The sequence below is a fragment of the Burkholderia sp. HI4860 genome (assembly GCF_002223045.2).
In the GTDB taxonomy this organism is placed as follows: Bacteria; Pseudomonadota; Gammaproteobacteria; order Burkholderiales; family Burkholderiaceae; genus Burkholderia.
This window is the reverse complement of sequence record NZ_NKFO02000003.1, coordinates 268,692-292,434: the sequence shown is the minus strand read 5'-3', so window position 1 is coordinate 292,434 and position 23,743 is coordinate 268,692. Positions and strand designations below refer to the sequence as shown.

Annotated in this window: 35 protein-coding genes and 1 tRNA gene; 12 read left to right on the top strand and 24 right to left on the bottom strand. The window is 64.5% G+C overall.

The window, feature by feature from the left end; translation table 11 throughout:
• The first annotated feature begins 47 nt into the window (after positions 1–47).
• Positions 48–434, top strand: a complete 387-nt coding sequence (locus CFB34_RS16545; protein ID WP_006486093.1) for an integration host factor subunit alpha — start codon at positions 48–50, stop codon at positions 432–434.
• Between the two features lie 61 nt (positions 435–495).
• Positions 496–909: a MerR family transcriptional regulator gene (locus tag CFB34_RS16540; protein ID WP_089439880.1), complete on the top strand. Its 414-nt coding sequence runs from the start codon at positions 496–498 to the stop codon at positions 907–909.
• A gap of 79 nt (positions 910–988) precedes the next feature.
• On the opposite strand, the gene CFB34_RS16535 is transcribed toward CFB34_RS16540, so the two are convergent.
• Together CFB34_RS16535 and CFB34_RS16530 are read right to left on the bottom strand one after the other, a co-directional pair.
• Complete coding sequence (locus tag CFB34_RS16535) at positions 989–3,199, bottom strand: hypothetical protein (protein WP_089439881.1); 2,211 nt, start codon at positions 3,197–3,199, stop codon at positions 989–991.
• Between the two features lie 344 nt (positions 3,200–3,543).
• The gene (locus tag CFB34_RS16530) at positions 3,544–4,422 is read right to left on the bottom strand and encodes a tyrosine-protein phosphatase (RefSeq protein ID WP_089439882.1); all 879 of its coding nucleotides are present in this window, start codon (positions 4,420–4,422) and stop codon (positions 3,544–3,546) included.
• Positions 4,423–4,752: 330 nt separating this feature from the next.
• Here CFB34_RS16530 and CFB34_RS16525 point away from each other — a divergent pair, with 330 nt between their 5' ends.
• A complete protein-coding gene (locus tag CFB34_RS16525) occupies positions 4,753–5,466 on the top strand; it encodes a methyltransferase domain-containing protein (RefSeq protein WP_089439883.1) in 714 nt (237 codons plus the stop codon).
• A gap of 162 nt (positions 5,467–5,628) precedes the next feature.
• Positions 5,629–5,705, top strand: a tRNA-Pro gene (locus CFB34_RS16520).
• An 87-nt stretch (positions 5,706–5,792) separates the two neighbouring features.
• On the opposite strand, the gene CFB34_RS16515 is transcribed toward CFB34_RS16520, so the two are convergent.
• The 21 genes from CFB34_RS16515 to CFB34_RS16415 form a co-directional block, all read right to left on the bottom strand.
• Positions 5,793–6,734 (bottom strand): tyrosine-type recombinase/integrase, encoded by a 942-nt coding sequence (locus CFB34_RS16515; RefSeq protein ID WP_242808669.1) that lies wholly within the window; start codon positions 6,732–6,734, stop codon positions 5,793–5,795.
• A gap of 191 nt (positions 6,735–6,925) precedes the next feature.
• Complete coding sequence (locus CFB34_RS16510; protein WP_089439885.1) at positions 6,926–7,168, bottom strand: DUF4224 domain-containing protein; 243 nt, start codon at positions 7,166–7,168, stop codon at positions 6,926–6,928.
• Positions 7,165–8,166 (bottom strand): phage Gp37/Gp68 family protein, encoded by a 1,002-nt coding sequence (locus CFB34_RS16505; protein WP_089439886.1) that lies wholly within the window; start codon positions 8,164–8,166, stop codon positions 7,165–7,167. The genes CFB34_RS16510 and CFB34_RS16505 overlap by 4 nt, the downstream gene beginning before the upstream one ends.
• The gene (locus CFB34_RS16500) at positions 8,163–8,579 is read right to left on the bottom strand and encodes an ASCH domain-containing protein (protein ID WP_089439887.1); all 417 of its coding nucleotides are present in this window, start codon (positions 8,577–8,579) and stop codon (positions 8,163–8,165) included. The genes CFB34_RS16505 and CFB34_RS16500 overlap by 4 nt, the downstream gene beginning before the upstream one ends.
• Positions 8,576–9,334 (bottom strand): hypothetical protein, encoded by a 759-nt coding sequence (locus CFB34_RS16495; RefSeq protein WP_143329435.1) that lies wholly within the window; start codon positions 9,332–9,334, stop codon positions 8,576–8,578. Before CFB34_RS16495 ends, CFB34_RS16500 begins: the two co-directional genes overlap by 4 nt.
• Positions 9,331–9,726, bottom strand: coding sequence for a hypothetical protein (locus CFB34_RS16490; RefSeq protein ID WP_089439889.1), 396 nt, complete (start codon positions 9,724–9,726; stop codon positions 9,331–9,333). Before CFB34_RS16490 ends, CFB34_RS16495 begins: the two co-directional genes overlap by 4 nt.
• Before the next feature lie 10 nt (positions 9,727–9,736).
• The gene (locus CFB34_RS16485) at positions 9,737–10,732 is read right to left on the bottom strand and encodes an RNA-directed DNA polymerase (RefSeq protein WP_089439890.1); all 996 of its coding nucleotides are present in this window, start codon (positions 10,730–10,732) and stop codon (positions 9,737–9,739) included.
• A 343-nt stretch (positions 10,733–11,075) separates the two neighbouring features.
• Entirely contained in the window at positions 11,076–11,432 is a 357-nt protein-coding gene (locus tag CFB34_RS16480) for a four helix bundle protein (RefSeq protein WP_089439891.1), read from the bottom strand.
• A gap of 14 nt (positions 11,433–11,446) precedes the next feature.
• Positions 11,447–11,911 carry a DUF1566 domain-containing protein gene (locus CFB34_RS16475; RefSeq protein ID WP_089439892.1) on the bottom strand — a complete coding sequence of 155 codons (465 nt, stop codon included), beginning with the start codon at positions 11,909–11,911 and terminating at the stop codon, positions 11,447–11,449.
• Positions 11,912–11,941: 30 nt separating this feature from the next.
• The gene (locus CFB34_RS16470; protein ID WP_089439893.1) at positions 11,942–12,304 is read right to left on the bottom strand and encodes a DUF1566 domain-containing protein; all 363 of its coding nucleotides are present in this window, start codon (positions 12,302–12,304) and stop codon (positions 11,942–11,944) included.
• An 89-nt stretch (positions 12,305–12,393) separates the two neighbouring features.
• On the bottom strand, positions 12,394–13,017 hold the full coding sequence (locus tag CFB34_RS16465) for a 1-pyrroline-5-carboxylate dehydrogenase (RefSeq protein WP_089439894.1): 624 nt from the start codon (positions 13,015–13,017) through the stop codon (positions 12,394–12,396).
• Positions 13,014–14,780 (bottom strand): AAA family ATPase, encoded by a 1,767-nt coding sequence (locus CFB34_RS16460; RefSeq protein ID WP_089439895.1) that lies wholly within the window; start codon positions 14,778–14,780, stop codon positions 13,014–13,016. The genes CFB34_RS16465 and CFB34_RS16460 overlap by 4 nt, the downstream gene beginning before the upstream one ends.
• 12 nt (positions 14,781–14,792) lie before the next feature.
• Positions 14,793–15,977: a hypothetical protein gene (locus tag CFB34_RS16455; RefSeq protein ID WP_089439896.1), complete on the bottom strand. Its 1,185-nt coding sequence runs from the start codon at positions 15,975–15,977 to the stop codon at positions 14,793–14,795.
• Positions 15,978–15,991: 14 nt separating this feature from the next.
• On the bottom strand, positions 15,992–16,801 hold the full coding sequence (locus CFB34_RS16450; RefSeq protein WP_089439897.1) for a PD-(D/E)XK nuclease family protein: 810 nt from the start codon (positions 16,799–16,801) through the stop codon (positions 15,992–15,994).
• Complete coding sequence (locus CFB34_RS16445) at positions 16,801–16,965, bottom strand: hypothetical protein (protein WP_167562609.1); 165 nt, start codon at positions 16,963–16,965, stop codon at positions 16,801–16,803. The genes CFB34_RS16450 and CFB34_RS16445 overlap by 1 nt, the downstream gene beginning before the upstream one ends.
• Entirely contained in the window at positions 16,962–17,129 is a 168-nt protein-coding gene (locus tag CFB34_RS16440) for a hypothetical protein (protein WP_179243606.1), read from the bottom strand. The genes CFB34_RS16445 and CFB34_RS16440 overlap by 4 nt, the downstream gene beginning before the upstream one ends.
• Complete coding sequence (locus CFB34_RS16435; protein ID WP_143329436.1) at positions 17,126–17,377, bottom strand: hypothetical protein; 252 nt, start codon at positions 17,375–17,377, stop codon at positions 17,126–17,128. Before CFB34_RS16435 ends, CFB34_RS16440 begins: the two co-directional genes overlap by 4 nt.
• Positions 17,374–17,703, bottom strand: a complete 330-nt coding sequence (locus CFB34_RS16430) for a hypothetical protein (protein WP_089439899.1) — start codon at positions 17,701–17,703, stop codon at positions 17,374–17,376. Before CFB34_RS16430 ends, CFB34_RS16435 begins: the two co-directional genes overlap by 4 nt.
• Before the next feature lie 136 nt (positions 17,704–17,839).
• On the bottom strand, positions 17,840–18,265 hold the full coding sequence (locus tag CFB34_RS16425; protein WP_089439901.1) for a hypothetical protein: 426 nt from the start codon (positions 18,263–18,265) through the stop codon (positions 17,840–17,842).
• Between the two features lie 33 nt (positions 18,266–18,298).
• Complete coding sequence (locus tag CFB34_RS16420) at positions 18,299–18,679, bottom strand: DUF1566 domain-containing protein (protein ID WP_089439902.1); 381 nt, start codon at positions 18,677–18,679, stop codon at positions 18,299–18,301.
• 832 nt (positions 18,680–19,511) lie between these two features.
• The gene (locus CFB34_RS16415) at positions 19,512–19,928 is read right to left on the bottom strand and encodes a helix-turn-helix domain-containing protein (protein WP_179243628.1); all 417 of its coding nucleotides are present in this window, start codon (positions 19,926–19,928) and stop codon (positions 19,512–19,514) included.
• Between the two features lie 73 nt (positions 19,929–20,001).
• Between CFB34_RS16415 and CFB34_RS16410 the strand changes: the two genes are divergently transcribed.
• Together CFB34_RS16410 and CFB34_RS16405 are read left to right on the top strand one after the other, a co-directional pair.
• Positions 20,002–20,202, top strand: a complete 201-nt coding sequence (locus tag CFB34_RS16410) for a helix-turn-helix transcriptional regulator (protein WP_143329437.1) — start codon at positions 20,002–20,004, stop codon at positions 20,200–20,202.
• Positions 20,199–20,438 (top strand): hypothetical protein, encoded by a 240-nt coding sequence (locus CFB34_RS16405; protein WP_143329438.1) that lies wholly within the window; start codon positions 20,199–20,201, stop codon positions 20,436–20,438. The genes CFB34_RS16410 and CFB34_RS16405 overlap by 4 nt, the downstream gene beginning before the upstream one ends.
• Here CFB34_RS16405 and CFB34_RS16400 read toward each other — a convergent pair.
• Complete coding sequence (locus tag CFB34_RS16400) at positions 20,410–20,652, bottom strand: hypothetical protein (RefSeq protein ID WP_143329439.1); 243 nt, start codon at positions 20,650–20,652, stop codon at positions 20,410–20,412. The genes CFB34_RS16405 and CFB34_RS16400 overlap by 29 nt on opposite strands.
• A gap of 96 nt (positions 20,653–20,748) precedes the next feature.
• Between CFB34_RS16400 and CFB34_RS16395 the strand changes: the two genes are divergently transcribed.
• The 6 genes from CFB34_RS16395 to CFB34_RS16370 are packed head-to-tail and all read left to right on the top strand — an operon-like array spanning position 20,749 to position 23,697.
• Positions 20,749–20,973, top strand: a complete 225-nt coding sequence (locus CFB34_RS16395) for a hypothetical protein (RefSeq protein ID WP_027787544.1) — start codon at positions 20,749–20,751, stop codon at positions 20,971–20,973.
• On the top strand, positions 20,970–21,188 hold the full coding sequence (locus tag CFB34_RS16390; protein WP_089439907.1) for a hypothetical protein: 219 nt from the start codon (positions 20,970–20,972) through the stop codon (positions 21,186–21,188). The genes CFB34_RS16395 and CFB34_RS16390 overlap by 4 nt, the downstream gene beginning before the upstream one ends.
• Complete coding sequence (locus tag CFB34_RS16385; RefSeq protein WP_242808668.1) at positions 21,185–22,294, top strand: DUF1376 domain-containing protein; 1,110 nt, start codon at positions 21,185–21,187, stop codon at positions 22,292–22,294. Before CFB34_RS16390 ends, CFB34_RS16385 begins: the two co-directional genes overlap by 4 nt.
• Positions 22,291–22,767 carry a RusA family crossover junction endodeoxyribonuclease gene (locus CFB34_RS16380; protein ID WP_089439908.1) on the top strand — a complete coding sequence of 159 codons (477 nt, stop codon included), beginning with the start codon at positions 22,291–22,293 and terminating at the stop codon, positions 22,765–22,767. Before CFB34_RS16385 ends, CFB34_RS16380 begins: the two co-directional genes overlap by 4 nt.
• 10 nt (positions 22,768–22,777) lie before the next feature.
• Positions 22,778–23,107, top strand: a complete 330-nt coding sequence (locus CFB34_RS16375; protein ID WP_069705212.1) for a hypothetical protein — start codon at positions 22,778–22,780, stop codon at positions 23,105–23,107.
• Positions 23,104–23,697, top strand: coding sequence for a DNA-binding protein (locus CFB34_RS16370; RefSeq protein ID WP_089439909.1), 594 nt, complete (start codon positions 23,104–23,106; stop codon positions 23,695–23,697). The genes CFB34_RS16375 and CFB34_RS16370 overlap by 4 nt, the downstream gene beginning before the upstream one ends.
• Positions 23,698–23,743: the final 46 nt, after the last annotated feature.

Here is a 23,743-nt window from a genome sequence, read left to right as displayed (position 1 = left end):
GGCCTTTTCCGATCGTAAGTTTTGATTTAACGCGCTGTATGGCAGATATGAACGACATGACCTCGAGTGAATTCGAAGCCCTCCTGACGGCGCAACGCAGCGCCATGAACCGCGACGCTTCGGCGCCGGCGTCTACCGAGACGCCCACGCTGACGAAGGCGGAACTGGCGGAGCTGCTGTTCGACAGCGTCGGGCTGAACAAGCGTGAAGCGAAGGACATGGTCGAGGCGTTTTTCGAGGTGATCCGTGACGCGCTCGAAAACGGCGAGAGCGTCAAGCTGTCGGGGTTCGGCAATTTTCAGTTGCGCGACAAGCCGCAGCGCCCGGGCCGCAATCCGAAGACGGGCGAGGCGATTCCGATCGCGGCCCGCCGGGTGGTAACCTTCCACGCGAGCCAGAAGCTGAAGGCGCTGGTCGAAAACGGCGCGGAGTAAGCCCCGCGCGCTGACGTCTCCGCGCGGCCGCCGCGCACCCTTTACCGACGGTTAACCGACGATGACCACTACGGTTGAGAAAGTCGTCTTGCCTCCGATTCCCGCGAAGCGCTACTTCACGATCGGTGAAGTCAGCGAGCTGTGCGGGGTCAAGCCGCATGTGCTGCGTTATTGGGAACAGGAATTCACTCAGCTGCGGCCGGTGAAGCGGCGTGGCAATCGGCGGTATTACCAGCACCACGAAGTGCTGCTGATCCGGCGGATTCGCGAGTTGCTGTACGAGCAGGGATTCACGATCAACGGTGCGCGCAACCGGCTCGATTCGCCGGCCGGCGAGCGGGCTGCGGCAGCACCCGTCGAGCCGGAGGCGCAGGCCGCCGATGCTCGTACAGCGGGCAAGCCGGGCGCGACCGTCGACGTCATTGCATTGCGGCAGGCGCTGCTCGACGTGCTCGACGGACTGAAGCACGACTGAGTGCGAAGCGCGAAGAATGAAATGAAAAGCCCGGTTGGCAGCGTGCCACCGGGCTTTTTTCATGCGTGCCGGGTGCGTTTCAGCGTGACGCCAGCGGGTTCTTCTGCCCCATGTCGACGACCAGCGTACCGTCGGGCAGCATCCGCACCGAGCCTTGTGCGACCTGGTTGCGGTAGCCGTACAGGTCGAAACGCATCGGGCCGGCCTCGGCGGAATTGCGGATCAGCGCACGCACGTTCAGTTCGAGCACGTTGAACATCTTCATGTCGCCGCCTTCCATCCACATGTAGCTCGGTGCATCGATCTGCGGCCGTTGCGGCGCGGGCGCGCCTGCCATGCGCCTGAACGTGAGGCGCAGCCCGTCGCGTTCGACCGTTGCCTGTCCGAGCTTGCCGTTCAGCACGGGGGGCGGGAACACCGTGTACTGGTCGAGCACGAGCGTGTCGCCGCGCAGTTCCGCGCCGCGCCGCTGCAACGGCGTCAGCGAAGCGAGGTCGATGCCGAGCGAACGCAGCAGCTTCGCCTGCGGGATGCCGAGCACCGACACCTGGGACGGCGTGAATGCGAGATGCCGGTCGTCGAGCACGGACAGCGTGCCCTTCATGTCGGTCGGCAGCCAGACGCCCGGCACGTGGTTCCACAGCTTGATGCCGCCCTCGACGCGCAGGTTCGTGCCGTCCGCGCTCAGTTGCAGATCGTTGAGCGAGCGCGGTGAGTAGTCGAGCAGATAGTTGTTGAAGAGCGCCGACATCGCCTTCCACGACTCGACGACGGTGCCGCCGAGAATGCGGATGTCGTACTGGTTCGGATCGTCGAGATCGACGGGGTCGCCGGGCCGCTTCGATACGAGCTCGACGTCGAGGTCCTCGACGTGAAAGCCGATATCCCCGGACAGGTTGAAGTCGACGTTGTGCAGATGGATCGTCGGGTTGCGGTTCGACACGTGCCGTTCGTTGAACGGCGTGGTCGACGTGTGCCGCATCGCGACCTTCTGCATGCCGGGGTGAGCGGGGTTCGCCGCGAGTGCGTAGGCTTCCCAGTGCTGGCGTATGTCGCGCAACGCATTCTGTTGCGCGGCGAGGAAGCTGTCGTTCAGGCGCGCGGTCGCGTTGCCGAGCAACGCGCCGCTGGCCGGGCCCGCATACGACGGCATCCGGATCGCCATCGCGCCGCTTTCGTCGAAATTGAAGTAGCCGGCCGATACCTGGTCGCGATAGTGATACAGGTCGAACACGAAAGTCTGGTCACGTTTCGTGGAATCGACCGGACCGATCAGGATGTCCGCGTTCATCGGCATCGAGCGCATGAACTTCACGTCGCCGCCGCGAATGTACATCGCTTGCTGTGGCGCATTCGCGGGCATCGCGAAGCCGGCATGCGTGCCGTCGTCGAGCTTCAGGTCGAGCCCGGCCGGCGTCACGCGCAGCGCGGTGATCGTGAGCTTCAGGCGCGGCGGCGGCATCAGCTTGTCGACCGACATCACGAGATCGTCGCCGGCGAGTTGCGCGATCGGCGTCTGGACTTTCAGCAGGTCGGCCATCTTCACGTTGGCCGCGCGCATCACCGGCTGCGCGTTGATGCCCGATACGCGCACGCCCGTCGGATGGAACACGAGCTGGCTGCCGTCACGGATCGCGAGGGTGCCGGTCAGCGAGAACGGCACCCAGCCGTCGCGCTGCATCTCGCCTTGCAGGTGAATCACGCCGTCGCCGGCCGACACGGCGAGCTTGCGCAGGGGCGCGTTGCGGTAGCCGAAGATGTACGTGTTGAAGAGGGCGGTGAGTTTCGCGTCGTCGAGCGTAACCGTGCCTTCATGCACGTCGATCTGGAAACTGGTCGGATCGTCGAACACGATCGGCGCGCCCGCTTGCGTCGGCACGAGCGTGGCCGACAACTGGTGGATGAAGAAGCCGAGATTGTTGACGATGCGGAAATCGACGTCGCGCAGGAACGTCATCGCGCCGTTCTGGCCGGAGTCGCGCAGCGTGAACGGGCGCGGTTGCGTGAGGCTGATCGATGCGAGCGACGGCACGGTGCGTGCGACCTGCTGCTCGCGGGCGAGGCGTTCGGCCTTGGTGCGTTCGATCTTCGTCGACGCGACCGACGTGTTGCCGTCACGCTGCGCGGAGGATTCCGCGCAACCGGCGCACAGCAGCGCGAGCGCCAGCACGCCGCAGCCGAACATGCGGGACGTCGTGGGCGAGAGGGGGCGGGCCGCGCGTGGCGGGCCGGAAATCCAGTCGAAAATTGCCAAAGGCAAGCGATGGCCGCGCCGGACCGCATTCCGCATCGTCTGTCTCCATGTCTTGTCGTGATCGACGGCGGCGCGCGCCACTGCACGGCGCGAGCGTCGATGCCGTGCAGTGTGGCATAGCGCGCTAGAGCGGCGTTACCAAACAACGGGCGCCGGGGTAGGGCCGTCCGGCGGGCTGCGGGACAATGGATTCAGGGTGATTGGGCGGCCGGATCAAACGGTCGTTTGGTTTGCGCGGCCCGTCGCCGGCGAATGTCGCTGCGACCGGGAAAATCCGCCGCAGCCTTGGCCGATGCGGGTTTCGCCGGATGCGACGGGCAGCGGCCGCGGCGGTCGAAGCGGGGCTGCGATCCGGCCCCGACGCAGCAGCCGCGGGTCGGTCAGACCAGCATGTGCCGCCGGATTGCGTTCAGCGTCGCCTGGTCGAGTTGCAGCCCGTTCGCGATATACGACGTCATCGAGCCGTACGATGCGGTGACTTGGTCGAATGCCGCCTGCAGATAGTCGGTGTGCGCGCCTTGCAGCGCGGTCATCATGGCTGCCGCATTTTGCCCGCCGGCTTTCTGCGCCTGGGCGACCGAAGTCGCGATTGCCGATGCACTGTAGACGTTCGTCAGCAGATAGTCGGCGAGTATCGTTTGTTCAGACGCGCCGAGGATCGTGTGCAGGATCACGGTGGCCCAGCCCGTGCGATCCTTGCCGGCCGTGCAGTGGAACACGAGGTTTTCGCCTGAGCCGGCGAATCCGGTGAAGAGCGCGTGATAGCTGGCATGCGCGGTGTCCGACGTGACGAACGCGCGGTACATACTCAACATGAATGCCGTCGCGGTGGCGCCGGTGGTCGGGAGCGGCTCGACGCTGGCCGCCCCGAGCACGTTGAGGTTTTGCCAGGTGGCCCCGGCCAGCGGCACATCCGGTTGCGTCTTGATCTCGGCGGGCGTGCGCAGGTCGCAGACCTGCCTGATGCCAAGCGTGCCGACGGTGGCGATGTCCGCGGCCGACAACGCGAGCGCGGAGGAACGATAGATCACGCCTTTTTTCATCTTGGCGCCGCTCGTTGTCACGTAGCCGGTTCCGTCCGGCCCGGCCGAGTCGCGAAAATTCGATACGGAACTCAACCGCGGTGTCGTGACCGGCGCGACCGAAATCGAGTCGCCTCCGCATGCCGACAGAAGCGATGCGCTTCCCAGCGCCACGCCTATCGTACCGGCGCCCAGCCGGAGAAACTGTCGACGGGAAATTTCGTGTTTCTGATGCATTCAATGCCCTGTATCGGAGACGGTTACAAGGGGTCGCGACTGCGGTGGTGGCCGAGGTTGCCTCCTGTATCACGTGCGACGCGGCAAAGCCGGGCCGGATCGATCGGCATGCAGTCGGACGGTTCGCCCGTGCGCATCGATCTCGCGCCGGGTAACCGCACGGTAACGATTTGCGGCGAACCGGCCATCGTCCTTTTCGATTAGGTCGGAATGCGGGTTGTCAGGGCCGGCTGCGCGTTGTCGACAGGTAGGATCGGCGGCGGCAGCGCGGTAAGATCGACATCAGTGGCTGTATCGACCAAAGCACAGTAGCCATCACGGGGAAACGTCATGGATCTCAAGGAAGTCGACGTATTGGGTGCGGGCGTGGGCGATCACTGGTACTACGCGTCGAAGGCGAGTGCGATCCGTCGGTTCCTTGGGGTGCCTGGTGCAAACCGGATACTCGATGTCGGTGCAGGCTCGGGCTTCTTCTCGAAGCACTTGCTGGAGCGTACGCAGGCGACGGAGGCGTGGTGTGTCGATACGAGCTATGCGGACGATACCGACGGCGAAGCGTCCGGCAAGCCCATCCACTTTCGGCGATCTGTCGACCGATTCGACGCCGATCTCGTGTTGCTGATGGATGTGCTCGAGCATGTCGACGACGATGTCGGTCTGCTCACGCAGTATGTGAAGGGGGCGCCTTCGGGGAGCCGCTTTCTGATCACGGTTCCCGCGTTCCAGTTCCTCTGGAGCGGGCACGACGATTTTCTCGAGCACAAACGCCGATATACGCTGGGCAGTCTCGAGGACGTGGTGCGCCGCTCGGGGCTCGACGTCGAGCACGGCGCCTATTATTTCGGTCTCACGTTTCCGCTTGCGGCAGCGTTGCGGCTCGGCGAGCGGGTGCGTCGGCAGCCGAGCGAGCCGGCGTCGCAATTGCGTCGTCACCATCCGTTCGTCAACGGCTTGCTCAAGTCGATCTGTCGGATCGAGTTACCGATATTCCGTTTCAACCGCGTCGCCGGGCTCACGGCCATCTGTGTGGCGCGCAAGCGGTGAATGCGAGGCGGCGTCGTGTGGTTGCTGTTGCGCAATTCGTTCATGCCACGCGCGTCGTTGCCCGCATCGGTGCCTTCGCGCCAAAAAATTTCACAAGAATATTCACAAAATGCATGCGGCCCGTTCTAAATCGGAAAACTGTCTGTTATAATTTTTTTCTTTCGGGGCGTAGCGCAGCCTGGTAGCGTACCTGCATGGGGTGCAGGTGGTCGGAGGTTCAAATCCTCTCGCCCCGACCAAATTAAGCCCGCGTAATCAATCGGTTACGCGGGCTTTCTCTTTTCTACCTCGGCGCGTCCAGGTGCCCATTTGGAAGACTTCCAAAATCAGGCGGCCGGCAACGCCATCCTGATCGTTGAGACCGGCACCTCGCGCGACTTGATGTAGATCTCGGTCGTGGCCCGATCCGCGTGCGCTGCAGCGATCTGCAGCGCGTCGATGTCGTAGCCCGCGCGCTTTGCGTCGGTCATGGCCTTGGCCCGAATATCCTTCACGGTGTAGGGCATCTTCGCGAGGCCGGCGCGACGTTTCGCATCTCGCCAAGCGTCCCGGCACGCTGCGTCCGTCTTCGGCGCCCCGTTCTCATCGCGCACCACATATCGTTGGCCGAACGTCGGCGCGAGCGCCTTCGCTCGAATGAGCACGGCTTGAATCTCGGGCGTGATCGGCCAGTCGACCGTTTCGCCGCTGCTGTCCTCGGTCTTCGACGGCACGAAGTGGATGACGCCGGCTTTCTCGTCGACCCAACTGCACCCGAACGGGTCGGAGGGGTCCGCCTTCCAGAGCAGCTCGCGGATCTCGGTCGAGCGCTGGATGGTCAGGTAGCAGAGGTCGATGAACACCTGCATCATCGGGCCGGTCGGCACCTTCGCCGAGATCGTGCGCTTCTCGCCCTTGATCTTCTTTTCGTAGGTGTAAACACCTAGAGCCTCGCGGATCGCGAGGAAATGCTCGTTCGGGATGTAGACCTTCCGCTTTTTCGGCTTCTTGACCTCGATCTCGCGGCACGGGTTCGACGCGGCATACCGCTTGACGGTCGCCCAGGCGAAGAACTTCGACAGCCATGCGTGCATGGCCTGAAACGTCGGCAGCTTGTCACCCCAGTTGTCGTGCAGGAAATCGTAGATCGCCCCCGCATCGACCTGCTGTATATCGAAGTGGACGAACCCAGTTTTCACCGACTCGCCGCGCCGGCGCCACTCGGCTCGGAACGACTCGGCATACTTCGTCTGGTGCGTGTCCATGTAGATGTCGACCAGGCGCGGCATGTTGCCGGCGTTCGGATCGATCTCGATCTTGCGCTTCTCTTCGGCGAGACGCTCGAGCATCTTCGTCTCGCCATCCTCGACGCGGCAGAGCTTGATCCACTGTTCGTCGGTGGGGCGTACCCACCAGAACGTGCTGGACCGGACGTAAACCCGGCGCGGCCATGGCTCGTCTTTCTTTCTACGCCTTGCGTTCAAGCTGCCCTCCGGAGAGGAACGAGCTGCGGGCGCTCGCCACCGCCAGAAGTCGGGATCCCGATTCCGGCGCGCTTCGCCTGCAGCCCTTCAAAGGCCGACCAGGTGATGATGATTCGGCCGTCGGCGCTCTGCACGGGAGTTAACCCGAAGTGCAGCTTGAACCATGCGACTTGCGCGCTATGGCGCTTCTTCCCCGTGACGTCGATCAGGTCCTGTTCGCTCATCAGTCGAATGTTCACGATACCTCCGGGAATTCGTTGTGTGTGCGGCCGTCGAGGTGGCGGCCGGCGGCGCGCTTGCCGGCACGGTGGACCATCGCCCAACCGTCGCCGCTCGCCGCGCCGTTCGGGAAGTCCTCGACGCGGTGGCCGCCCGTCGCAATACGGCCGTCGCGCGCGATCGCGGCGGTTTCGAAGCGGCCGGTGCCGAAGTCGCCAGAGCCCAGCGCCCATTCGCCGTGTTGTTTGAAATGGAATGCGACGCCGGCGGCCGAACACTGGTCGCGCAGCGAGCGGGCCCAGTCCGGGTGCATGGGCCGCGCGCCGGGACCGCTTTCACCGCCGACGATCACCCAATCGATCATCTCGTCCAGAACCCGATGAGGCTCTTCTTGACGGGGAGACGTGATCCCGTATCCCGTCAGCACATCCACGCGAAGATCCTCGTCCCATTCGTGACCGCGAATGGCATCGAGGCGCACGGGGCCGAGCAAAGGTTCCATCGACAGGAAGCGCACGCGCGCCGGCACCTCGAGCAGCTTCGGGATGTCGCGGTCGGCTTCCTTCTGGTTGACGATCGTCGCACCGATCCAGACGTTATCGGGCAGCCGCTCGACGCCGATGTGGCGCAGCATCGTCGGCACGTTGCCGATCCGCTTCGTCAGCAGCAGCCAGTCGAGATTCGGCGTGTCGACAATCAGCTTGAACAGGTCGCGGCGCCACAACAGGTCGACCTCGTTGTCGAACACGTCGGCGAGCGAAGCGCAAAACACGCGCTGGCGCCGGCCGTGGATTGCGTAGAACGTGCTGTCCCGGTTCCACTGCAGCGGCTTCCGCCAGTTCGCTGCCGACGTGCGGCGACGCGGCGCGCCGGGCCCCCAGTTCACGGCCACACCTCCCGCGAAGCGCGCGTTGCGCGTCTCGGCGTAGCAGTGGTCACAGCCCGGGCCCACCTTCTGGCAGCCTTCCCACGGGTTGAAAGTATGATCGCACCATTCAATCTTCGTGTTCTCGCTCATGCTTCTGCTCCCATGCGGTCGAAGTGCAGGACCTCGTCGGGCACTTCGAAGATACCGAGCCGTCCGGTGTAGGGGAGGAATGGCAGCGGTCTGGCGTTGCGCAGCGCGAAGCCGTAGTTGCCTTCGATGTGCCACGGCGATTCAGCGCGCGACGGCGGCACACAGTCGAACAGGTCGGTGACGCCGATGATGCCGCCGCGCGCCGAGTCGTCGAAGCGCTGCAACTGCTCGTATGCCACGCCTGCCACGATCGCGAAGCGCATAGCGTTCTCGTACTCTGCGCGCGTCATGCCCTTACTCGCATGGATCAGCAGTGGCCCGCGATACGACGTCGGCCAACTTCGATTTTCGATGTCTTTGTGGCCGTGGGCCACGAGCCAAGCCCACGGCTGGCGGATTGAAAGGGCTTTCATTGGCTGGCTCCTGCGCGGGCAGTGTCGTGTTTGGCCCGGGCCTCGCGATAGTGTTCGTCGCAGCAGAAGCCTTGTCCCATCCAGAGCGATGAAGACGGATTGCCGCAGAAGCACGCCGGGAGCGGATTTGCCTGATTTGCATTGAACCAAAACTGAGCATGCTTGCCGTGGGGTGCATCGAAATCGGGGAAGTTGCCCGGCCCCTCCAGCGTGTTGACGATCCAGCTCAGGCCGGCTTCAGCACCTTTCCCGTACTGCCACTCGATAACTGCCGACTGCATTGCGACGGTCTGGTCGTGGATGATGTCCGACAGGCTCTTGATGAGCGACTCCGACCGCGTGGCGGCGCACGTCTCCTGTTCTTTCCGCTTCAGGCGATCGCGCATCGATTCACGTTTCTTCTCGCGCACGTACAGCGCGACCGGGCCGTCTTCGGTGTCGTAGATTTCGAGCAGCAGCCAGCCGTCGCCGGCCGGCGCGCTCGGCGTCCAGAAGCTGCAGTTCGCACAATTGGATGCGAAGTACTGTTCGTACGTGTCGCAATCGACGTCGTTCTCCATGTGGATGAACGCGGCTTCGATATCGAAAGCGGCGAAGAACGTCTCGTAGTTCACGTCCTCGTCGAGGTACGGGACGGACGGGTGCGACAGCATGCCTTCCTCGTCGCGCACGATCTCGCGCGGCGTGAGAATCGCGCGGCGCAGCCCCTGGAGGTCGGCCGGCATAGCGGCGCGCGGGGTATCGGTGGTGGTCATTGTTCCCGGCCCTCCATGTCGGCAGCGGTGATGACGTACTGGCGCACATTGACGACGCTGTAGAACGTCGGCTTCGCGTGCTTCTCGATCCAGCCGGCCAGCAGCGCATCGAGTTCGGCCCTTGCTTCTGGCGTGACGTCCGGGTAGCCATCCGCGTATTCGCCGACTTGGTCGTAGGCACGATCTCCCATCGTGCCAATCACGTCGTCCGCATCGCATAGGTACTTGATCGGGACGGGTTCGGCATCGCCGACGAACACCACGTCGCCGACGGTGAGGTCGTCGTGTGTGTCGAGCAGCTCATCAAGCTCGTCACACGTGAAATCCTCGTTGTTGCGGCTCCAGACGACGCGCACATCAGCTGCGTGGCTGCTTTCGGTTTGGATGGTCATGATGTAATCCTCAGAAAGTTTTCGTGAGATCGCGATCAACGGCTTTGCCGAGCGATCGAAGGACGTTCGCGAGGCTCGCTCGGTCGTGATGGTTTGCTGTTGCCTGGCGCAGCAGGCCGAAATACGAATTTGCGACCGGCATCAGGTCGGCGGCCGGCGTCTCGGCGACGCGCCGCAGCGCTTCGTTGCGCGTGCGTTTCCGCGTCTCGCGGCGCCACGGCTTGATGACCTGGCCGACGAAGTCGATGCCGCGGTCGATCGGTTGCAGGATGGTTTTGCGCGGGTTGATCCGCGCGCCGAGCTGCGCGGGCAGGAACGCGGTTACGTCGGCGAGGATCTCGTTCAGCCGCGCCGGCGAGTTGTGCAGGAACACGAAATCGTCGACGTAGCGGACGTAGTGCCGCGCGCCGAGCACGTGCTTCGCGCGTTGGTCGAGCACGTCGAGGTAGACGTTCGCGAAAAACTGGCTCGACAGGTTCCCGATCGGCAGCCCAAGGTCCGGTGCCTGTTCGAGCAACCGCTTGTGGGGCGGCACGAGCTCCATCATGGCGGGATCGCCGTGGTACTCGTAGTCGCCCCGTGGATCGTGCATCAGCACGGTTTCGGTCAGCGATCGCCAGAACGGCTCGGAGATCTTCGCGAGCAACAGGTCGCGCAGGATCAGCTTGTCGATGCTGACGAAGAAGTTCGCGAGATCGCACTTCAGGTAGAACGCGCGCCTCGACCAGTTCTGCGTGATCGATCGCACCTTCGATTCGAGGCGCTGCGCAGCGTACAGCGTGCCGCGCCCCTTGATGCAGGCGCAGGAATCGGCGATGAAAGACCGCTCGAAGCGGGGGCCGATCCGGTTGTACAGCAGGTGGTGCACGATGCGATCGCGAAACGCAGCCGCCCAGACTTCGCGCGGCTTCGGTCGCGTAATGACGAAGCACTTCGAGCGGCCGGGCATGTAGCTGCCGTCGGCCAGCTCGTCGTACAGGCGGCGCAGGTTCCGTTCGAGCCGCATCTCGAACGCGAGCGCTGCATTGCTGTTTCTCTTCGTTCGCCGACAGTCGAGATATGCTTCGACCAGCTCGGCGAACGATAACGGCCCTCGATCTGCGGACGGCGCGGGCGCGCAACTCGTTGTTCTGGTGGTTGTTGTTCTGGTTGCCATTGTTGAAGTTCTGGTACCACGCCCAGCCGGAGGTATCGTGCGATCTACGTCGCCCGGCCGATTTCTCAGTCGGGAAACTGCGCTGGACCTTTCCGCACGCCGGCGGCCGGTTTCCTCATTGCGCATGGCGGTGGCCTTGTGAGCCAGCGGCACGACCAGATTGATATATCGCTCAGCCGCGAAGGCCTTGACCTTAGCGGAGCGGGCGACGGTTTGCGGCGTTCTTCCAGCCGGTGGCCTGCTTCCCGATGCTCGTCGTTTTCTCGACGGCAGCTGCGTAGCCTTCCCGCGCGATCAGGCGCTTGTCCATGCTGAGCCGAAGCAGCAGCTCGATCACCTGAAGGCGCTCGAGCAATTCGACCAGGTGCGGCGCCTTGTTGGCCGCGACGTTCGCGCGGAACACCAACACCATGATCTCGATGCACTCCGCGCTGATCTTCTCGCCGATACTGCGCTTGAAGTCGCGGGGCATGTTCTTGACCAGGCTGGTGACGTCATCGAGCAGCCCGTAGGCCGCTCGATATATCGGGAGTTGGTTGTGCAGGGCCACGGTGGGTTAAATGATCAAAAAACTGAAGGGATAAATCTGCGGACGGCGCGGGCGCGCAACTCGAGGCCCTGGCGGTTGCCGTACTGGTAGCCACCGTTGAAGTACTGGCACCACGCCCAGCCGGAGTTCGATTCGTGGCGCTCGCTGGACCAGTACCAGCTCGGCTCGAACTCGCCCTTCAGGTTCGCGAACAGGAGCGATTGCTCCCGCCGCGTCGGCAGTTCGCCGCCACGTTCGGCGGCCCAGGCCTTCGCCGCTTCCCAGTCCAGATCTTCGGCATCGCCCGGCAGGAGAATCAGGTAGTGGCTCAGCGAACCGTCTTCGAGAAGGATCTGCCCGGCGATGCGCTCACCGGCCGCGAGCGGAATCGTGACGGCGTCGACTTGGTACTCGGTCGCGCGCGGCTGCTTTTTGAACTCGTCGATCATCGCGCCGATGCGCGCGTGATCTGCTTCGATCTGTTCGAGCGTGATCGTCATTGCATGCTCCGATTGTGAATGGATGAAGGGTTAAATCGACAATCTGCGGACGGCGCGGGCGCGCAACTCGTAGCCCTGGTGGTAGCTGATCTGGGTGCCATCGTAGAAGTTCTGGTACCACGCCCAGCCGGCATAATCGGGATCGTCATCCGGCGTGTTGGACCAGTACGCCGCCTTCTCGAACAGGTCGCGGTGCTGCTCGTAGGCGACCACGAGCTCGGCGCGCGTCGGAAGGTCCCCGCCGCGGCTCTTGGCCCAGTCCATCTGTTCCTGCCAGGTCCCGCGATCGTTCTCGCCGGGCAGCAGGATCGTGTGCGTGACGTCGCCGTTCTTGTCGACGAAGCCGCCGAGGTAGATCTCGCCTTCAGCGAGCGTGGGAAGCTGGATCTGCATGGTTTCTCCGGAAAAGAGAAGGGCGCCGAATCGCGCCCTTCGAATGCCGCTCGGACCGAGGTAAGCCGCGCGGGATAGGCTCTGTTGAATCAGCGGGGCATCCATTGCGTGCCGCGCATGATCCGGCCAACCGGTTCGAGCACGAGCACCTCGGATTCCTTCTCGCTGCGCACGAGCGCGCTGCCGCGGCGTTGCGCGAGTTCGAGCGACGCGTGACGCTGCGGCTTACACGTGCGGCCGATCGTCACGAACAGCGGTGCGCGGGCGCCGACCGGGCCGAGCGTCAGCTCGTCGATACGAGCCTCGAGCGTCGCGGCGTTTGTGCGCCAGGTGTCGGCCTTCAGATGCGCGGCGTCGCGTTCGGCGGTGAGGCGCTCGACGTCGGCGCGCAGGTCCGCGATGGTTCGCGCGGCGTCGATGACGCCGGCGTTCGGGTCCAGCGACTTCTCGACCAGGCCGACGGATACCAGCGCCGGCGCTGCGGGGGACGACGGCGTGTCGCCTGGCGGCGGGGGCGCCTGCAGCGCGCGCGCGAGCCAATACACGTATTCGTTGCCGCCGCCGGCGCGCTTTTCGCGCTCGACCAGCCCGTCGCCAAGCATGCGGTTCAACTCCTTCGTCACGTCGAGCTGCGGAAGTCCTGTTCCGGTCGCCACGGCCTTCGCCGTGGCTTCCGACGTATCAGCGAGATACCGCTCAATGTCCTCTCTCACGCTGCCTCCCGTACTGCGCGCGGCGCGGTGGCGCCGACCTGTCCATCTTCGACCCAGAATGCCTCGATGCCGTCCGGCAGGCCGGCCGGCGCCGACTTCAGGCTCATGAACACGAGGGCGGTATCGACTTGGCCGGTGTAGGCGAGATCATCGAGCCAGTAGAGCAGCCGGTCGCGCTGCGGCCCGACCAGGACGTCGGCACGATCGAGCACGAGCATCTTCAGGCCTGAGAAGCGGCTGATTGCCGCGGCGATGTGCGCGTCGACGCGCCAGCGTTCCGATTCGGAGAGCAGGGCGTACGCGCGGCCGTCGGCGAGAACTTCCATCTCCGGCGTGATCGTCACGTCTGCCCATTCGGACATCTCGGCCAGGTCCGTCAGGCGCTCGTTCATCGGCGTGAGCGCTTCGCTGAGCAGGTCGGCCGGTATGCCGTTCGGCGCGAGCGCGTCGGCGATCGCCTCATATGCCGCGACGTCTTCGTGCAGTGCCGCAGCCTGCTTTGCCAGATCGGCGGCCCCGGCAGCGCGCCGCTCGATTTCGCGAAGCGTCGCAATGTCGGTGTCGAGCTGCTTTCGATGGCGCTGAAGGTCGGCCAGCTCCGAGCGCGCGGCGTCGCCGCTTTCGCGCGCAGCGGCCGCGCCGCTTCCCTCCGCGTCGTCTTCGAGCGCCCGCAGCTGCGTCGCGGCCGATTCAGCTGCTTCGACGTCACGTTTCCGGTTCGCGGCCGCGTTTTGCAGCGTCTTCAGGCCGTGCTCATACTCGGGCAGCTTCGCGGCCGCGTCGGCGTCGCGCGCTCCGGCTGCGGCCGCCGCCGACAGTACGCCGTTGAGATAGCGCAGGAGTGCGCCGCAGTCGGGGCACGTACATTCGGTGCCGGCCGGAGCCGCGCCGGCGAGCACACGAAGCGCTTCGACCTTGGGCAGGAATTCGGCGACCTGCTCGTCGGCGAGCTGCGCGAGCTCGACCGCCTTCGCGTAACCGGCGGCGCGCGTGCGAAGGTCGGCGATTTTCGACGCGCGCGCACGTGCCGCGGTGTCCGCCGCGTCGGCTGCGCCGATCTGCTGCTGCAGTTCGCCGATCCGGTCGTCGAGCGCCGCGCGGTCGCCTGTGAGCTTCCGTAACGCTGCTTCGTCGAACTCGACCGGCGCCGGGCGCCAGGTCGCACCCTTCTGGCTGCCGTAGGTCTCGCCGGTCGCGTTGCGCCACGACTGCTTCGCACCGCGCGCGCGGTCGGCCGCCTCCTTCTGCGCCGCCTCGAAGCCGGCGCGCAACATAGGTGTGACGGCTGCGAGCCGTGCGGCGGCCGGCGCTGGCAACGCATCGGCGCGAAGCCCGAGCTTATCGAGCAGCCGGAGACGCATTTCGTCGACGCCGATCTTCACACCCATCAGGTCGTACAGGAACGCGCGGCGCTCGGCCGAACCGAGGTGCGCGAACCGCTGCGCGTCGAGCACCAGCGGAAGGCGCGGATCTTCGGCGAGTTCGCGCTTCAGCTTCCCCGACGGCAGCATGACGCTGTTTGCCTGCTCGCCGCACGCGACGACGATCTGGCCAGCCTCGGAACCCTCGGTGACGAGCGACCCGTATTCCTTCTTCAGCGAGACGCGCACGGTGTCACCGGTCAGCGCCATGCGCACAGCTTCCTGCAGACTGCTCTTGCCGGCGCCGTTTGGTCCGGCGAAGAGTGCGACGGGCTTCGACAGCCGCAGGTCTGCGGCGTGGATCCCGAGCACTTTCGAGACGTAGATGTCGGTGATCTTCATGGGAGATTCCGGTTAGTCGGCGCTGATCGGCGCGCGCGTGCGGCGGGCAGCACCGGCGCGCGGTTGTTGCTGAGCCTGTTCGGCTGCTGCGGTGATGGCGCGCATGCGCGCCGATGCCGCTGCGTTCAGGTCCGCCTTTGCGGCTTCGTCCGGCACCCCGGCGATCGCGCTGCGCGCGAGGTCGAGATCCTCGGCGGTCGCGGCGGACTCGATGTCCTCGCGGATGCCGCGCACCAGGCCCTCGACGTCGAACTCGAAACCGCCTTGGCTCTGACTGGCGCCGGCGCGAGGCTCGTCCTGGTCGCCGACCGGATCCGCCTGCGCGGCAGCCGGCGCGCCGTCGGTCTGCGGTTCGGACGCGGGCCCAGTCTGTGCCGGCGCGGTGCCGCGCGGTACTTCGTCGGCAGGTTGGACGCGGCTGACGCGCAGCTCGTCGAGCGTGGCGCGGTTCACCGAGTAGCTGCCGTCGTCGTGCACGTCGACGATGTCGGCCGCTTCCTCGACGGTCGTGAGGCCCATCAGCAGCTCGGGCGCATACAGCTTCCCGAAGAACGACGCCGTGCGATAGCGCAGCATGACCTCGTCCATCGTCTGCCACTTGCTGCCGTTCTTCGTGTACCAGCCTTCCTTGACGGCCATCTCGATCGACACGGCGGGCGACTCGATGCGTTCGCCCGTTTCCTTCTCGATCGCCCATGCGACGCAGACCTTGTCCGTGATCGGCACGCTGATCGTGCGCTTCTGGCGCTGGTTGTTCTCCCAGAACGTCTCGACGTAGTCGACGTTTTTCGCGCCGAGCACCTTGATGTCGAAGCGCAGCGGAGAGAACCGGCCGCAGCCGTTCACGGCGGCGATGATCCACTGCGAGGACCACGACGGCCGGCCCTCGACGATGTATAGGTTCTGCATCACCATCAGCGGATCGGCGCCCATGCGCTGCGCCATGTTCAGCGCCACGACGGCGTTCGCGAGCGCGTTCGGGTTGTCGCGTGATTCCTTCACATTGCCGTACTTGTCGAGCTTCTCGATCACCTTGCGGTACGCGGCGGGCACGAGCGTTGACGACGCGAGCAGGTTCGCCGCGCGCTGCATCAGCTCGAACGATTGAAGGGAGCCGAAGCCCGGGGCGACGGCGGGTAGGCTGGCTTCGCGCGGGAGCGGTGATCGGACGGATTCCAGGGTGGTAGGCGTGGACATGGAGATCTCGCGAGTTAGTCGTGGAACTGGCAGGTGCCGTGGCGCGGGCAGTACTTCTTGTCGCACAGCAGCGATTTCGGGTTGGGGTAGAAGCGGCCGGACCGGAACATGTCCGCGGCGAACTGGATCAGCCCGGGTGTTTCCTCGGTGCCGACCATCACGCGCTTCGAATTCGCGATCGGCGCGGTCGCGACCTCGGGCATGCCCTTCGTCTTCAGGCCGATGATCTCGGCGGTGTCGCCGATTTTTTCGCCGGTCGTGTGCTCGTACAGCAGCTCGTACGTGCCGATCTGCGGGCCGTGTCCCTTTGTGACCGCCGCGCCTTTCTGGACTGCCGATGAGCCGCTTTTCAGGTCTGCGATGCCGACGCCGGCTGCCGAGCGGCGCACGCGTGCACGGTCCATCGTGCCGGTCAGGCGCACGATGACGTCGCCGCCGCAGTCGATTTCGAGGGGCTTCGTTTCCATCTCGACCGCGATGAAGTGGTAGCGCGGCGCGAAATCGAGGCAGTACTTCGTCGTGAGCGACAGGCCGATGCGCTCGGCGTCGGACATGCTCAGGTCGTCGCGCTCCGGATCGAACTCGTTCTCCGGGTCGCGCAGCTTGTCGACGAACGCGCCGGCCGCATCGTCTACGGTCAGGCCCGAGCCATCGAGCCGTGCCTGGTCGAACACGGCCGTGCCGGCGTGAATCGCGGTGCCAAGTGCGGCGCGCAGGCCGACCACGTTGCGCATGTTCAGGAGGTGGATCCCCTCCCAGCGGTACGCGCAGTCGAAGAGTGCGCCCCAGCTGGACGCGCGGACGGTGTAGACGGACGGGTTCATCAGGTTCTCACGAGGTTGGCGACGGCGCTGGTGCCGTCGGCATTGAGGGCGGCGACGGCATACATGCATGCGGCGGCGATCAAGCTCGCGACGATGTAGCTGACGACCGGGCTGCGCGCGTGGATGCGTTCGAGCAGCGCGCCGAGAAAATCGAAGGGCGTCATCCGAGGCTCCGCAGATAGGGGCCGGCGACGAGCGAGCCGTACCAAAGGCCAGCGATCGCGATGCCGTAGGCGGCCATCCACACGCCGGCCTCGATGGCGCGCCGAACGCGCGGCGCGCGGTCGGCGACGAGCAGCAGTGCGTTATCGTGCGTGGCGCGCATCATGAATTCACCTTCTGAGTGGAACGGCGACGAGCGTTCTCTTCGGCCTTCAGGCGAGTGAGTTCGATGAGATTCATGTCCGCAACGAGCGCGTGATGTGTGTCACAAAGCAGAAAACACTCGTCGTCGCCGCGGAACCAGTCGACCTGAAACTCGACCTGCCACTTCGCCGTCGCGCTGCAGCAGTTGCAGAGCTTCGTGCCTGATCGACGCCGATTCATCCCGATGCGGGGATATTCACGCCGGCTCATCGATTCAATCCCGCGACGGTGATGTGGCGCACAGGATCAGCGACCGGAACCGGTGCTGAGCAGCCGGCCTTGCCGAGCGCAGCGTCGACGACGGCACGGATGCCGGACGTGAGCACGGTTTTTGAGGCAACGAGGCGCAGCGCGGTGACGATATCCGGCGATGCCGCGATCAACTGGGCGCGCGCCTGGGACTTCTCGCCCGTGCCGAGCACGATGCAGATTCGCTCGTCTTCGCCGAGCACGACGATGCAGTTGCCGTCGTAGTCGAGGTAGTCGCCGGGCTCGCACGTTTCCCACGGCCCTTGCGGATGGTTGGTCTGTCCCATGTGGTCTCTCGGTGTGGTTGGCGCGGCTCAGCCGCGGTGGTGTTCGTCGTCGTTCCAGCGTTTGAGCGCGTGGGCGAGTTCAACGACGAGCCAGAGGATCAGGAGGGCAATTACGCCCACAACGAAGCGGCCCATGTCAGATCCCGCGCAGGAGACGCAGCGAGGGCGCGCCGTGGTCGGCGCAGTGGCTGATGCCTGCGTTGCCCGGGCCGAGCGCGACGCCGCACGACGAGCAGGTAGTCTGCGCGAAGCGCGGCGCGACTGCGGCGAGGTCAGCGGCCGAGATGCGGCGCGCGATTTCCGCCTTCAGGACGTCCTGACACACGTTCCAGACCTCGTAGACGTCCTCGATGTAGCCGCGGCGCAGCGCTGCGTCGAGCACTGCGATCTGATTGGCGGAGAACGGCAACACGTCGAACGTCACGCGCTCGGCAATTGCCTCGTTACGCTCGTCGCGCGTCAGCGCCGCATCATCGGCTGCTGCTTGTCGGTGGTCGGCGAGGGCGTCCATACGCGAAGGGAGCGCGCGGACGTTTCCGACCTGGCGATTGTTCGGATGCATCGCACCCTCCATGCAGTTGAAATTGATGAAGGGTTAAATGGGCAATCTGCGGACGGCGCGGGCGCGCAACTCGCCGTACTGGAGGCTGGTGTACTGGTAGCCATCGCCGAAGCCCTGGGACCACGCCCAGCCGGAGTAGCCCGGATCGGTGTCCGGTTGGCACGTCCAGTACGCGTCGCGCTCGAACTCGTCGCGATGGTTTTCCAGAAGGAAGAGCATTTCGACCCGCGTCGGCAGGTCGCCTCCGATCGACTGCGCCCACTCCATCTGGGCCTGCCACGTTGCGTCGTCGTTGTCGCCCGGCAGGAGCACGACGTAATGCCGTTCGCCGGCCGTATTCGTGACGATGCCGACGTAGATCTCGCCCTCGGCGAGCTGCGGAATGGAAACAGCGGTGGGGGTGGGCGCGTTCATGGAAACTCCAGAAAGGAAGAACTGCTAAGTAAATTGGGGTGTGAAACGGCAAACGGTGCTTGCTGCTGCAGCTCTCACCGGTGGCGCCTCGAATAAGAACCGCCACCGGTCAGAACTGCTTTCACTCGCGCGCCCGGCTACTCCCGGCCGTGCCGGCTCCGAGCCGCGCGAGGTTGTGTGCCGATTACCACGCCATCGGTCACGTGTTGCTCTGGCTGTCTTGCATCAGGCTCGCTCGGCGCACAGCGGTCTTCCGCTGCGTCCGTCCTGACTCACGACGCTGATCGCGCCGGCCGGTTGCTCCGCAGAAGCGGTCCCGGCATACCTTCGATTGTTAGAGAGCGATCCGCCTGGGCGGTGGCGCAGCGCGTTGTGTGCTGCGTTGGAGTGAAGTATTGCAAATGTACTAAGCTCGGTCAAGTACATTTGCAATTGAATTTGTCATAGCCTTGCTGAGGGGAGAGTGCAGTGCTTCGGAAAGGCTTACTCGCTCGACAGCGCCCAACAATGCTATTGAAAGCGCCCCCATTATTTCGCTAAACTACTGTACATCCATACAGTATTTCGTCAGAAGAAATTGCGAGGGAAGCGATGAACGGGGATGCTAAGGCAGCAGGGCTGCGGTGCAAGCCAGGCGATCTGGCGATCGTCACGAAGTGCGGTGTGCCTGGGCGAATCGGGTTGCTCGTGCGCGTTGTGGGGCGTAGCGCTGATGGCATCCATGATTGGCTGACCGAGCTTCAGGGGCCCGGCGTCATGGCCAGAAGTGTTGTGACAGGGAAACTTGCGAGGCGGACGCGTGCCCTGATGTATGACTGGAATTTGACTCCGATTACTGGCCTGGATCTTCAACGTCAAACGGTTCATCAGGATCAGGAGCGCGTTTCCCTAAAAGCCTGAGCGTTTGCTTCAGGACATCGAATGCCTCAGGGGACGTTCCGTTGCGGTCGGCCTCCTTGATCGCCTCGATCAATGCTCGCGCAGCGCGGCTGACGTCCGGCGATTCACTGAGCTGCTTTGCAATCACGGGGATGGCATATGACGTCCCTTTCGTATCGCCATGCTGGAGCCATTCGGGGGACACATTGAGGGCGTGCGCCAGCGCAAGGATGTGTTTCGAGCCCTTGTTCCTACCGCCCTCAATCTGCGCAATGGTCGACTGCGAGACGTTGGCCGCCTTTGCTAGGTCCTCCTGCGACCACTTTGCCTTCTCGCGCAGTTCGCGCACGCGGAATCCGAATGTATTCATATTGCAATCGTAATAGGGTGTGCGATTGCATTGGTACTTGCTATTCAAGTACAAATGCAATATTCTGGGTCGCATGAACGCTCAACAGATGATTTCTGACCTCATGGCCGCCGGTCTCACTCAGATGGAGATCGAGCGACGCACGGGTATCGACCAATCAACCGTTTCCAGCCTTTACACGGGGAAACGAGGAAAGCGCGTGTCCTACGAGGTCGTGAGCAAGCTTCTCGAACTGCACAAGGAAGTAATCGGCGATCCGAAGGAGGGGGAGTGAAGAAGACCCGCGTGTTCAAGCCGGTGCGGCTCGAACGGAAGCCGTCGAGCGGCAAGCATGCTCGGCTCGGCTCCATCGGAACGTACGAGGTACACGACAACTTCGTCGTGACCGTCAAGGTTGACGGAGTCCGGCCGTCCGGCGGTGGGGGCGGACTTATTCCTCGATCAACGAGCGAAGCCGAATTGGATGCCGAAGCAGATCGGATCAGGGCTTTCGGTCGATTAGCTCTTTGAGCGCGTCGCGATGTCCAAACAGGCTCGCCTTCCAGTCGTCGTCGCGCCCGATCTTCGAGAACGACGCGGCGATCGAGCTGATGTTGCGATCGAACTCGGCGAAGAGGGCATCGCGTTCCGGATAGAGGCGCGCCAGCGCGATGAATCCGGCCTCGAGCGCCCGAAGATGGGCCTCCAGCTTTTCCATCGTTACATCTGTTTTCTTGTCGGTCATGCGAACCCCGTCGTGAATGGGTTGAGGAAGTAGAGAGCTTCAATTCTCGCATAGCGGTGGTTCGCATCTTTTTCAATAAAAATCGGGGCTATCGTCATGTCAAGACGCGCCGAATTTCGAAACGAAGTAAAAACGCGGCTGCGTGATCGCGTGTACGACGCGCTTCAGTTCTACAAGCAGCTGCACGGTATCGATTCCGACTCCGCCGCGCTCAACCGCATCGCGGAGGTAGCGCTGTTCGGCGTTGTGGGTACTTTGCCCGTCCAGCTCGCGGGCGTCAGTGCCGATGTGGGACAGACTGGCCCACAGGTGAATGCATGACGGGTCGCCGCGTGGAGCAGGCGGTCCTGCTGCCAGTGGCCGAAGCAGCTGATCTGGCAATGCGTGCGGCGGCGGAGGGCATCCCCGTTACCGATTTCCTGGGAATTCAGGTGCTACGCGGCGCGTACGGCGCCATGCACCCGCTCGTCATCGAGTTCGAGAAGCGGCCCAAAGCGGCCCAATCTGGGACCGATGATGAGGAGCAACAGCCGTGAACGACCTCCCGAATCCTCTCACCGCCGCCGACTGCGACGTGCGCGACTTCGCGTTCATGCCGCTCGACGTCGTACGCCTGCGCGACAGCGACATTGCTGCGCTGGCGTCAGCTGACGAGTTCCGTGCCGCCGTGTTGCTTTGGTGCGCAGCGTGGCACCAAGTGCCCGCGGCGTCGCTTCCTGATGACGATCGCGTGCTCTCGCAGCTCGCCGGCTACGGCCGCGTCGTCACCGAGTGGCGCAAGGTCCGCGATGGTGCGCTGCGCGGTTGGCTGAAGTGCGCCGATGGTCGCCTGTACCACCCCGTCGTCGCTGAGAAGGCGCGCAACGCATGGTCCGCGAAACACGAGCAGCGTTACAAAACCGAGTGCGCGCGCATCAAGAAGCATAACCAGCGGCACGAAATCCAGATCGAATTTCCCTCGTTCGAAGAGTTCTTGTCCCCCGACTATCGCGACCCTGTCCCTAGGGACAAACAGAAAGTGTCCCCGGGGACAAGCGGTAAGCGTCCCCCGGGACAAGCGGGTGGTGTCCCCCCAACTGTCCCCGGGGAAACCTCATCCAAGGGAGAGGGAGAGGGAGAAGTAAACCTAAAAGCAAGCGGCGGCGGCACAGCACAGGCAGTAGGCGACGATGCGCAGAACGCCGCCGCCGCTTTCGTCGAGATCCTTCGCACCAGCGGCATCGGCTTCGCCGCCGACGACGAGCGCGTGCGCAGCTGGCCCGCGCTCGGCGCGACGCCGATCGACCTCCGCACGGCGATTCAGGTCGGGCTCCTGCGCCGGAAGCGTGAGGGCTCGACCCAGCCGTTGAACATCGGGCTGCTGAACTCGCTGCTGCCCGAAGCGATCGCGCAGCGCACCGGCCGCGCCGGTACTAGCCCGACCACTGCGGCCGCCGGCCCGTGGCACACCAGCTGGCCCGGAATCGTCGCCCATGGCCGCACGCTCGGCCTCGAGCAGGACGAGCACGAGACGTGTCCCGATTTCAAGCTGCGCGTGATGCGCGCTGCGGGCGATGGCCCGTGGTGGGACGAGCACAACCGCGCATTTCGCAACAGCGCCGGCCCGGTCGCGGCTGGCTCGATCCTGGAGGCCGGCCGATGAGCCATGAGCAGCAGTCCATGACCGCGGCGACGCTCGTCGCGCGCAGCGTCGAATTCACGATCCCGGGAACCCCCGTCGCGAAGGGACGCCCGCGCTTTTCACGCCAGGCCGGCAATGTGCGCACGCACACGCCCGAGAAGACCGAGCGGTACGAGAACCTCGTGAAGCTGGCCGCGAGCGCTGCCATGCGCAGCACGGAGCCGTACGCTGGTCCGATCCGTCTCGTCGTGCACATCGGCATGCCCATCCCGACGAGCTGGTCGCAGAAGCGTCAACGCGCGGCCGCCGCCGGCGAGATAGGCGCCACCAAGAAGCCGGACGCGGACAACGTTGTCAAGGCGTTGAAAGATGGGATGAACGGGGTTGCGTACGTCGACGACGGCCAGGTCGTCGATCTCTGGGTTGCGAAGCGCTATGCGGTCGTGCCCGGCGTGCGCGTCGAAGTCATCGAACTGAACCTGCAGCGAGCATAGGGAGGGCCCTTTGAAGACGAAAACCACGAAAATCACCCTCGACACGGTGCTGTCGGTGATGAAGCCGGGGCAGCGCTACACGGCGCACGACCTGTCGCGCAACGCGGACGTGCCGCTGTCGACCGTGCGGCACCTGCTCGCGAGCGACCGCGCAGCGACGCGCGTGGACGTGAAGCGGGGCGAAAAGCGTGGCCGCATGTTCTCGCTGGCCGGCACGTGCGGCGGCGACCAGCACGTCGACACGCGGATCCGCCCGGACTTCACGAGCCACCTCACCGGGTATGCGGGCTGGCTCGGCAGCCACCAGGCACTGGCCATGACGACGCGGGGTGCGCGATGAGCGATGTGATCGAGTTCAAATCGGCGTTCGACGCCGTGCGCTTCGCGCTCTGCTACTCGTCGCAGCAGTACGGCGAGACGATCATGGCGAAGCGCATGCGCGGCGAGATCGGCGGCGACGGAATGGGGCTGATCGGGCTGGCCGGCGCCGGCCAAGCGGGCATGATCCGGCGCGAGCTGGAAACGCTGCCCGAGTTGCACATGTCGGTGATCGTCGCGCGCGCCGCCCCGCATGTGCTGCCGTGCTCGTGCGCGTCGGCATGCTGCAGCGGCAGCACACCGAACCTCGAATGGCAGGCTGCTATCGGCTGGCTGACGCGCGCGTCAGCGGCATACTGCTCGGGTTTCTCGCACTACCGCGTGCGCCGCGCGATCATCGAGCGGCTGTTTGGCGTGAAGTGCGATTTGTCGGAGATCGCCGACGAATGTGAGGCGCATCGGAACACCGTGAGCAAGCAGAACGCGGCCGTGCGGCTCTGGATCGATGGCGACCGAAAGGGTGAATCCGTTGGTGTTGCGCAGGTCGCATGGCGCGAGATCGAGCGGAAGCTCAACGAGATCGGATTGTTGAAGGAGAGTGAAACCACTTGACGATGTGCATTTCATGCACAATAATCCGCGATATTCGATACACGTG

Excerpts from the sequence above, each read along its gene's own strand:
- CFB34_RS16545 (WP_006486093.1), top strand. The coding sequence starts at position 48 with ATGAACGACATGACCTCGAGTGAATTCGAAGCCCTCCTGACGGCGCAA.
- CFB34_RS16540 (WP_089439880.1), top strand. The coding sequence starts at position 496 with ATGACCACTACGGTTGAGAAAGTCGTCTTGCCTCCGATTCCCGCGAAG.
- CFB34_RS16535 (WP_089439881.1), bottom strand. The coding sequence starts at position 3,199 with ATGCGGAATGCGGTCCGGCGCGGCCATCGCTTGCCTTTGGCAATTTTC.
- CFB34_RS16530 (WP_089439882.1), bottom strand. The coding sequence starts at position 4,422 with ATGCATCAGAAACACGAAATTTCCCGTCGACAGTTTCTCCGGCTGGGC.
- CFB34_RS16525 (WP_089439883.1), top strand. The coding sequence starts at position 4,753 with ATGGATCTCAAGGAAGTCGACGTATTGGGTGCGGGCGTGGGCGATCAC.
- CFB34_RS16515 (WP_242808669.1), bottom strand. The coding sequence starts at position 6,734 with ATGCCGCGCCTGGTCGACATCTACATGGACACGCACCAGACGAAGTAT.
- CFB34_RS16505 (WP_089439886.1), bottom strand. The coding sequence starts at position 8,166 with ATGAGCGAGAACACGAAGATTGAATGGTGCGATCATACTTTCAACCCG.
- CFB34_RS16500 (WP_089439887.1), bottom strand. The coding sequence starts at position 8,579 with ATGAAAGCCCTTTCAATCCGCCAGCCGTGGGCTTGGCTCGTGGCCCAC.
- CFB34_RS16495 (WP_143329435.1), bottom strand. The coding sequence starts at position 9,334 with ATGACCACCACCGATACCCCGCGCGCCGCTATGCCGGCCGACCTCCAG.
- CFB34_RS16490 (WP_089439889.1), bottom strand. The coding sequence starts at position 9,726 with ATGACCATCCAAACCGAAAGCAGCCACGCAGCTGATGTGCGCGTCGTC.
- CFB34_RS16485 (WP_089439890.1), bottom strand. The coding sequence starts at position 10,732 with ATGCGGCTCGAACGGAACCTGCGCCGCCTGTACGACGAGCTGGCCGAC.
- CFB34_RS16475 (WP_089439892.1), bottom strand. The coding sequence starts at position 11,911 with ATGACGATCACGCTCGAACAGATCGAAGCAGATCACGCGCGCATCGGC.
- CFB34_RS16470 (WP_089439893.1), bottom strand. The coding sequence starts at position 12,304 with ATGCAGATCCAGCTTCCCACGCTCGCTGAAGGCGAGATCTACCTCGGC.
- CFB34_RS16460 (WP_089439895.1), bottom strand. The coding sequence starts at position 14,780 with ATGAAGATCACCGACATCTACGTCTCGAAAGTGCTCGGGATCCACGCC.
- CFB34_RS16455 (WP_089439896.1), bottom strand. The coding sequence starts at position 15,977 with ATGTCCACGCCTACCACCCTGGAATCCGTCCGATCACCGCTCCCGCGC.
- CFB34_RS16450 (WP_089439897.1), bottom strand. The coding sequence starts at position 16,801 with ATGAACCCGTCCGTCTACACCGTCCGCGCGTCCAGCTGGGGCGCACTC.
- CFB34_RS16445 (WP_167562609.1), bottom strand. The coding sequence starts at position 16,965 with ATGACGCCCTTCGATTTTCTCGGCGCGCTGCTCGAACGCATCCACGCG.
- CFB34_RS16440 (WP_179243606.1), bottom strand. The coding sequence starts at position 17,129 with ATGATGCGCGCCACGCACGATAACGCACTGCTGCTCGTCGCCGACCGC.
- CFB34_RS16435 (WP_143329436.1), bottom strand. The coding sequence starts at position 17,377 with ATGAGCCGGCGTGAATATCCCCGCATCGGGATGAATCGGCGTCGATCA.
- CFB34_RS16430 (WP_089439899.1), bottom strand. The coding sequence starts at position 17,703 with ATGGGACAGACCAACCATCCGCAAGGGCCGTGGGAAACGTGCGAGCCC.
- CFB34_RS16425 (WP_089439901.1), bottom strand. The coding sequence starts at position 18,265 with ATGCATCCGAACAATCGCCAGGTCGGAAACGTCCGCGCGCTCCCTTCG.
- CFB34_RS16420 (WP_089439902.1), bottom strand. The coding sequence starts at position 18,679 with ATGAACGCGCCCACCCCCACCGCTGTTTCCATTCCGCAGCTCGCCGAG.
- CFB34_RS16415 (WP_179243628.1), bottom strand. The coding sequence starts at position 19,928 with ATGAATACATTCGGATTCCGCGTGCGCGAACTGCGCGAGAAGGCAAAG.
- CFB34_RS16410 (WP_143329437.1), top strand. The coding sequence starts at position 20,002 with ATGAACGCTCAACAGATGATTTCTGACCTCATGGCCGCCGGTCTCACT.
- CFB34_RS16400 (WP_143329439.1), bottom strand. The coding sequence starts at position 20,652 with ATGACCGACAAGAAAACAGATGTAACGATGGAAAAGCTGGAGGCCCAT.
- CFB34_RS16395 (WP_027787544.1), top strand. The coding sequence starts at position 20,749 with ATGTCAAGACGCGCCGAATTTCGAAACGAAGTAAAAACGCGGCTGCGT.
- CFB34_RS16390 (WP_089439907.1), top strand. The coding sequence starts at position 20,970 with ATGACGGGTCGCCGCGTGGAGCAGGCGGTCCTGCTGCCAGTGGCCGAA.
- CFB34_RS16380 (WP_089439908.1), top strand. The coding sequence starts at position 22,291 with ATGAGCCATGAGCAGCAGTCCATGACCGCGGCGACGCTCGTCGCGCGC.
- CFB34_RS16370 (WP_089439909.1), top strand. The coding sequence starts at position 23,104 with ATGAGCGATGTGATCGAGTTCAAATCGGCGTTCGACGCCGTGCGCTTC.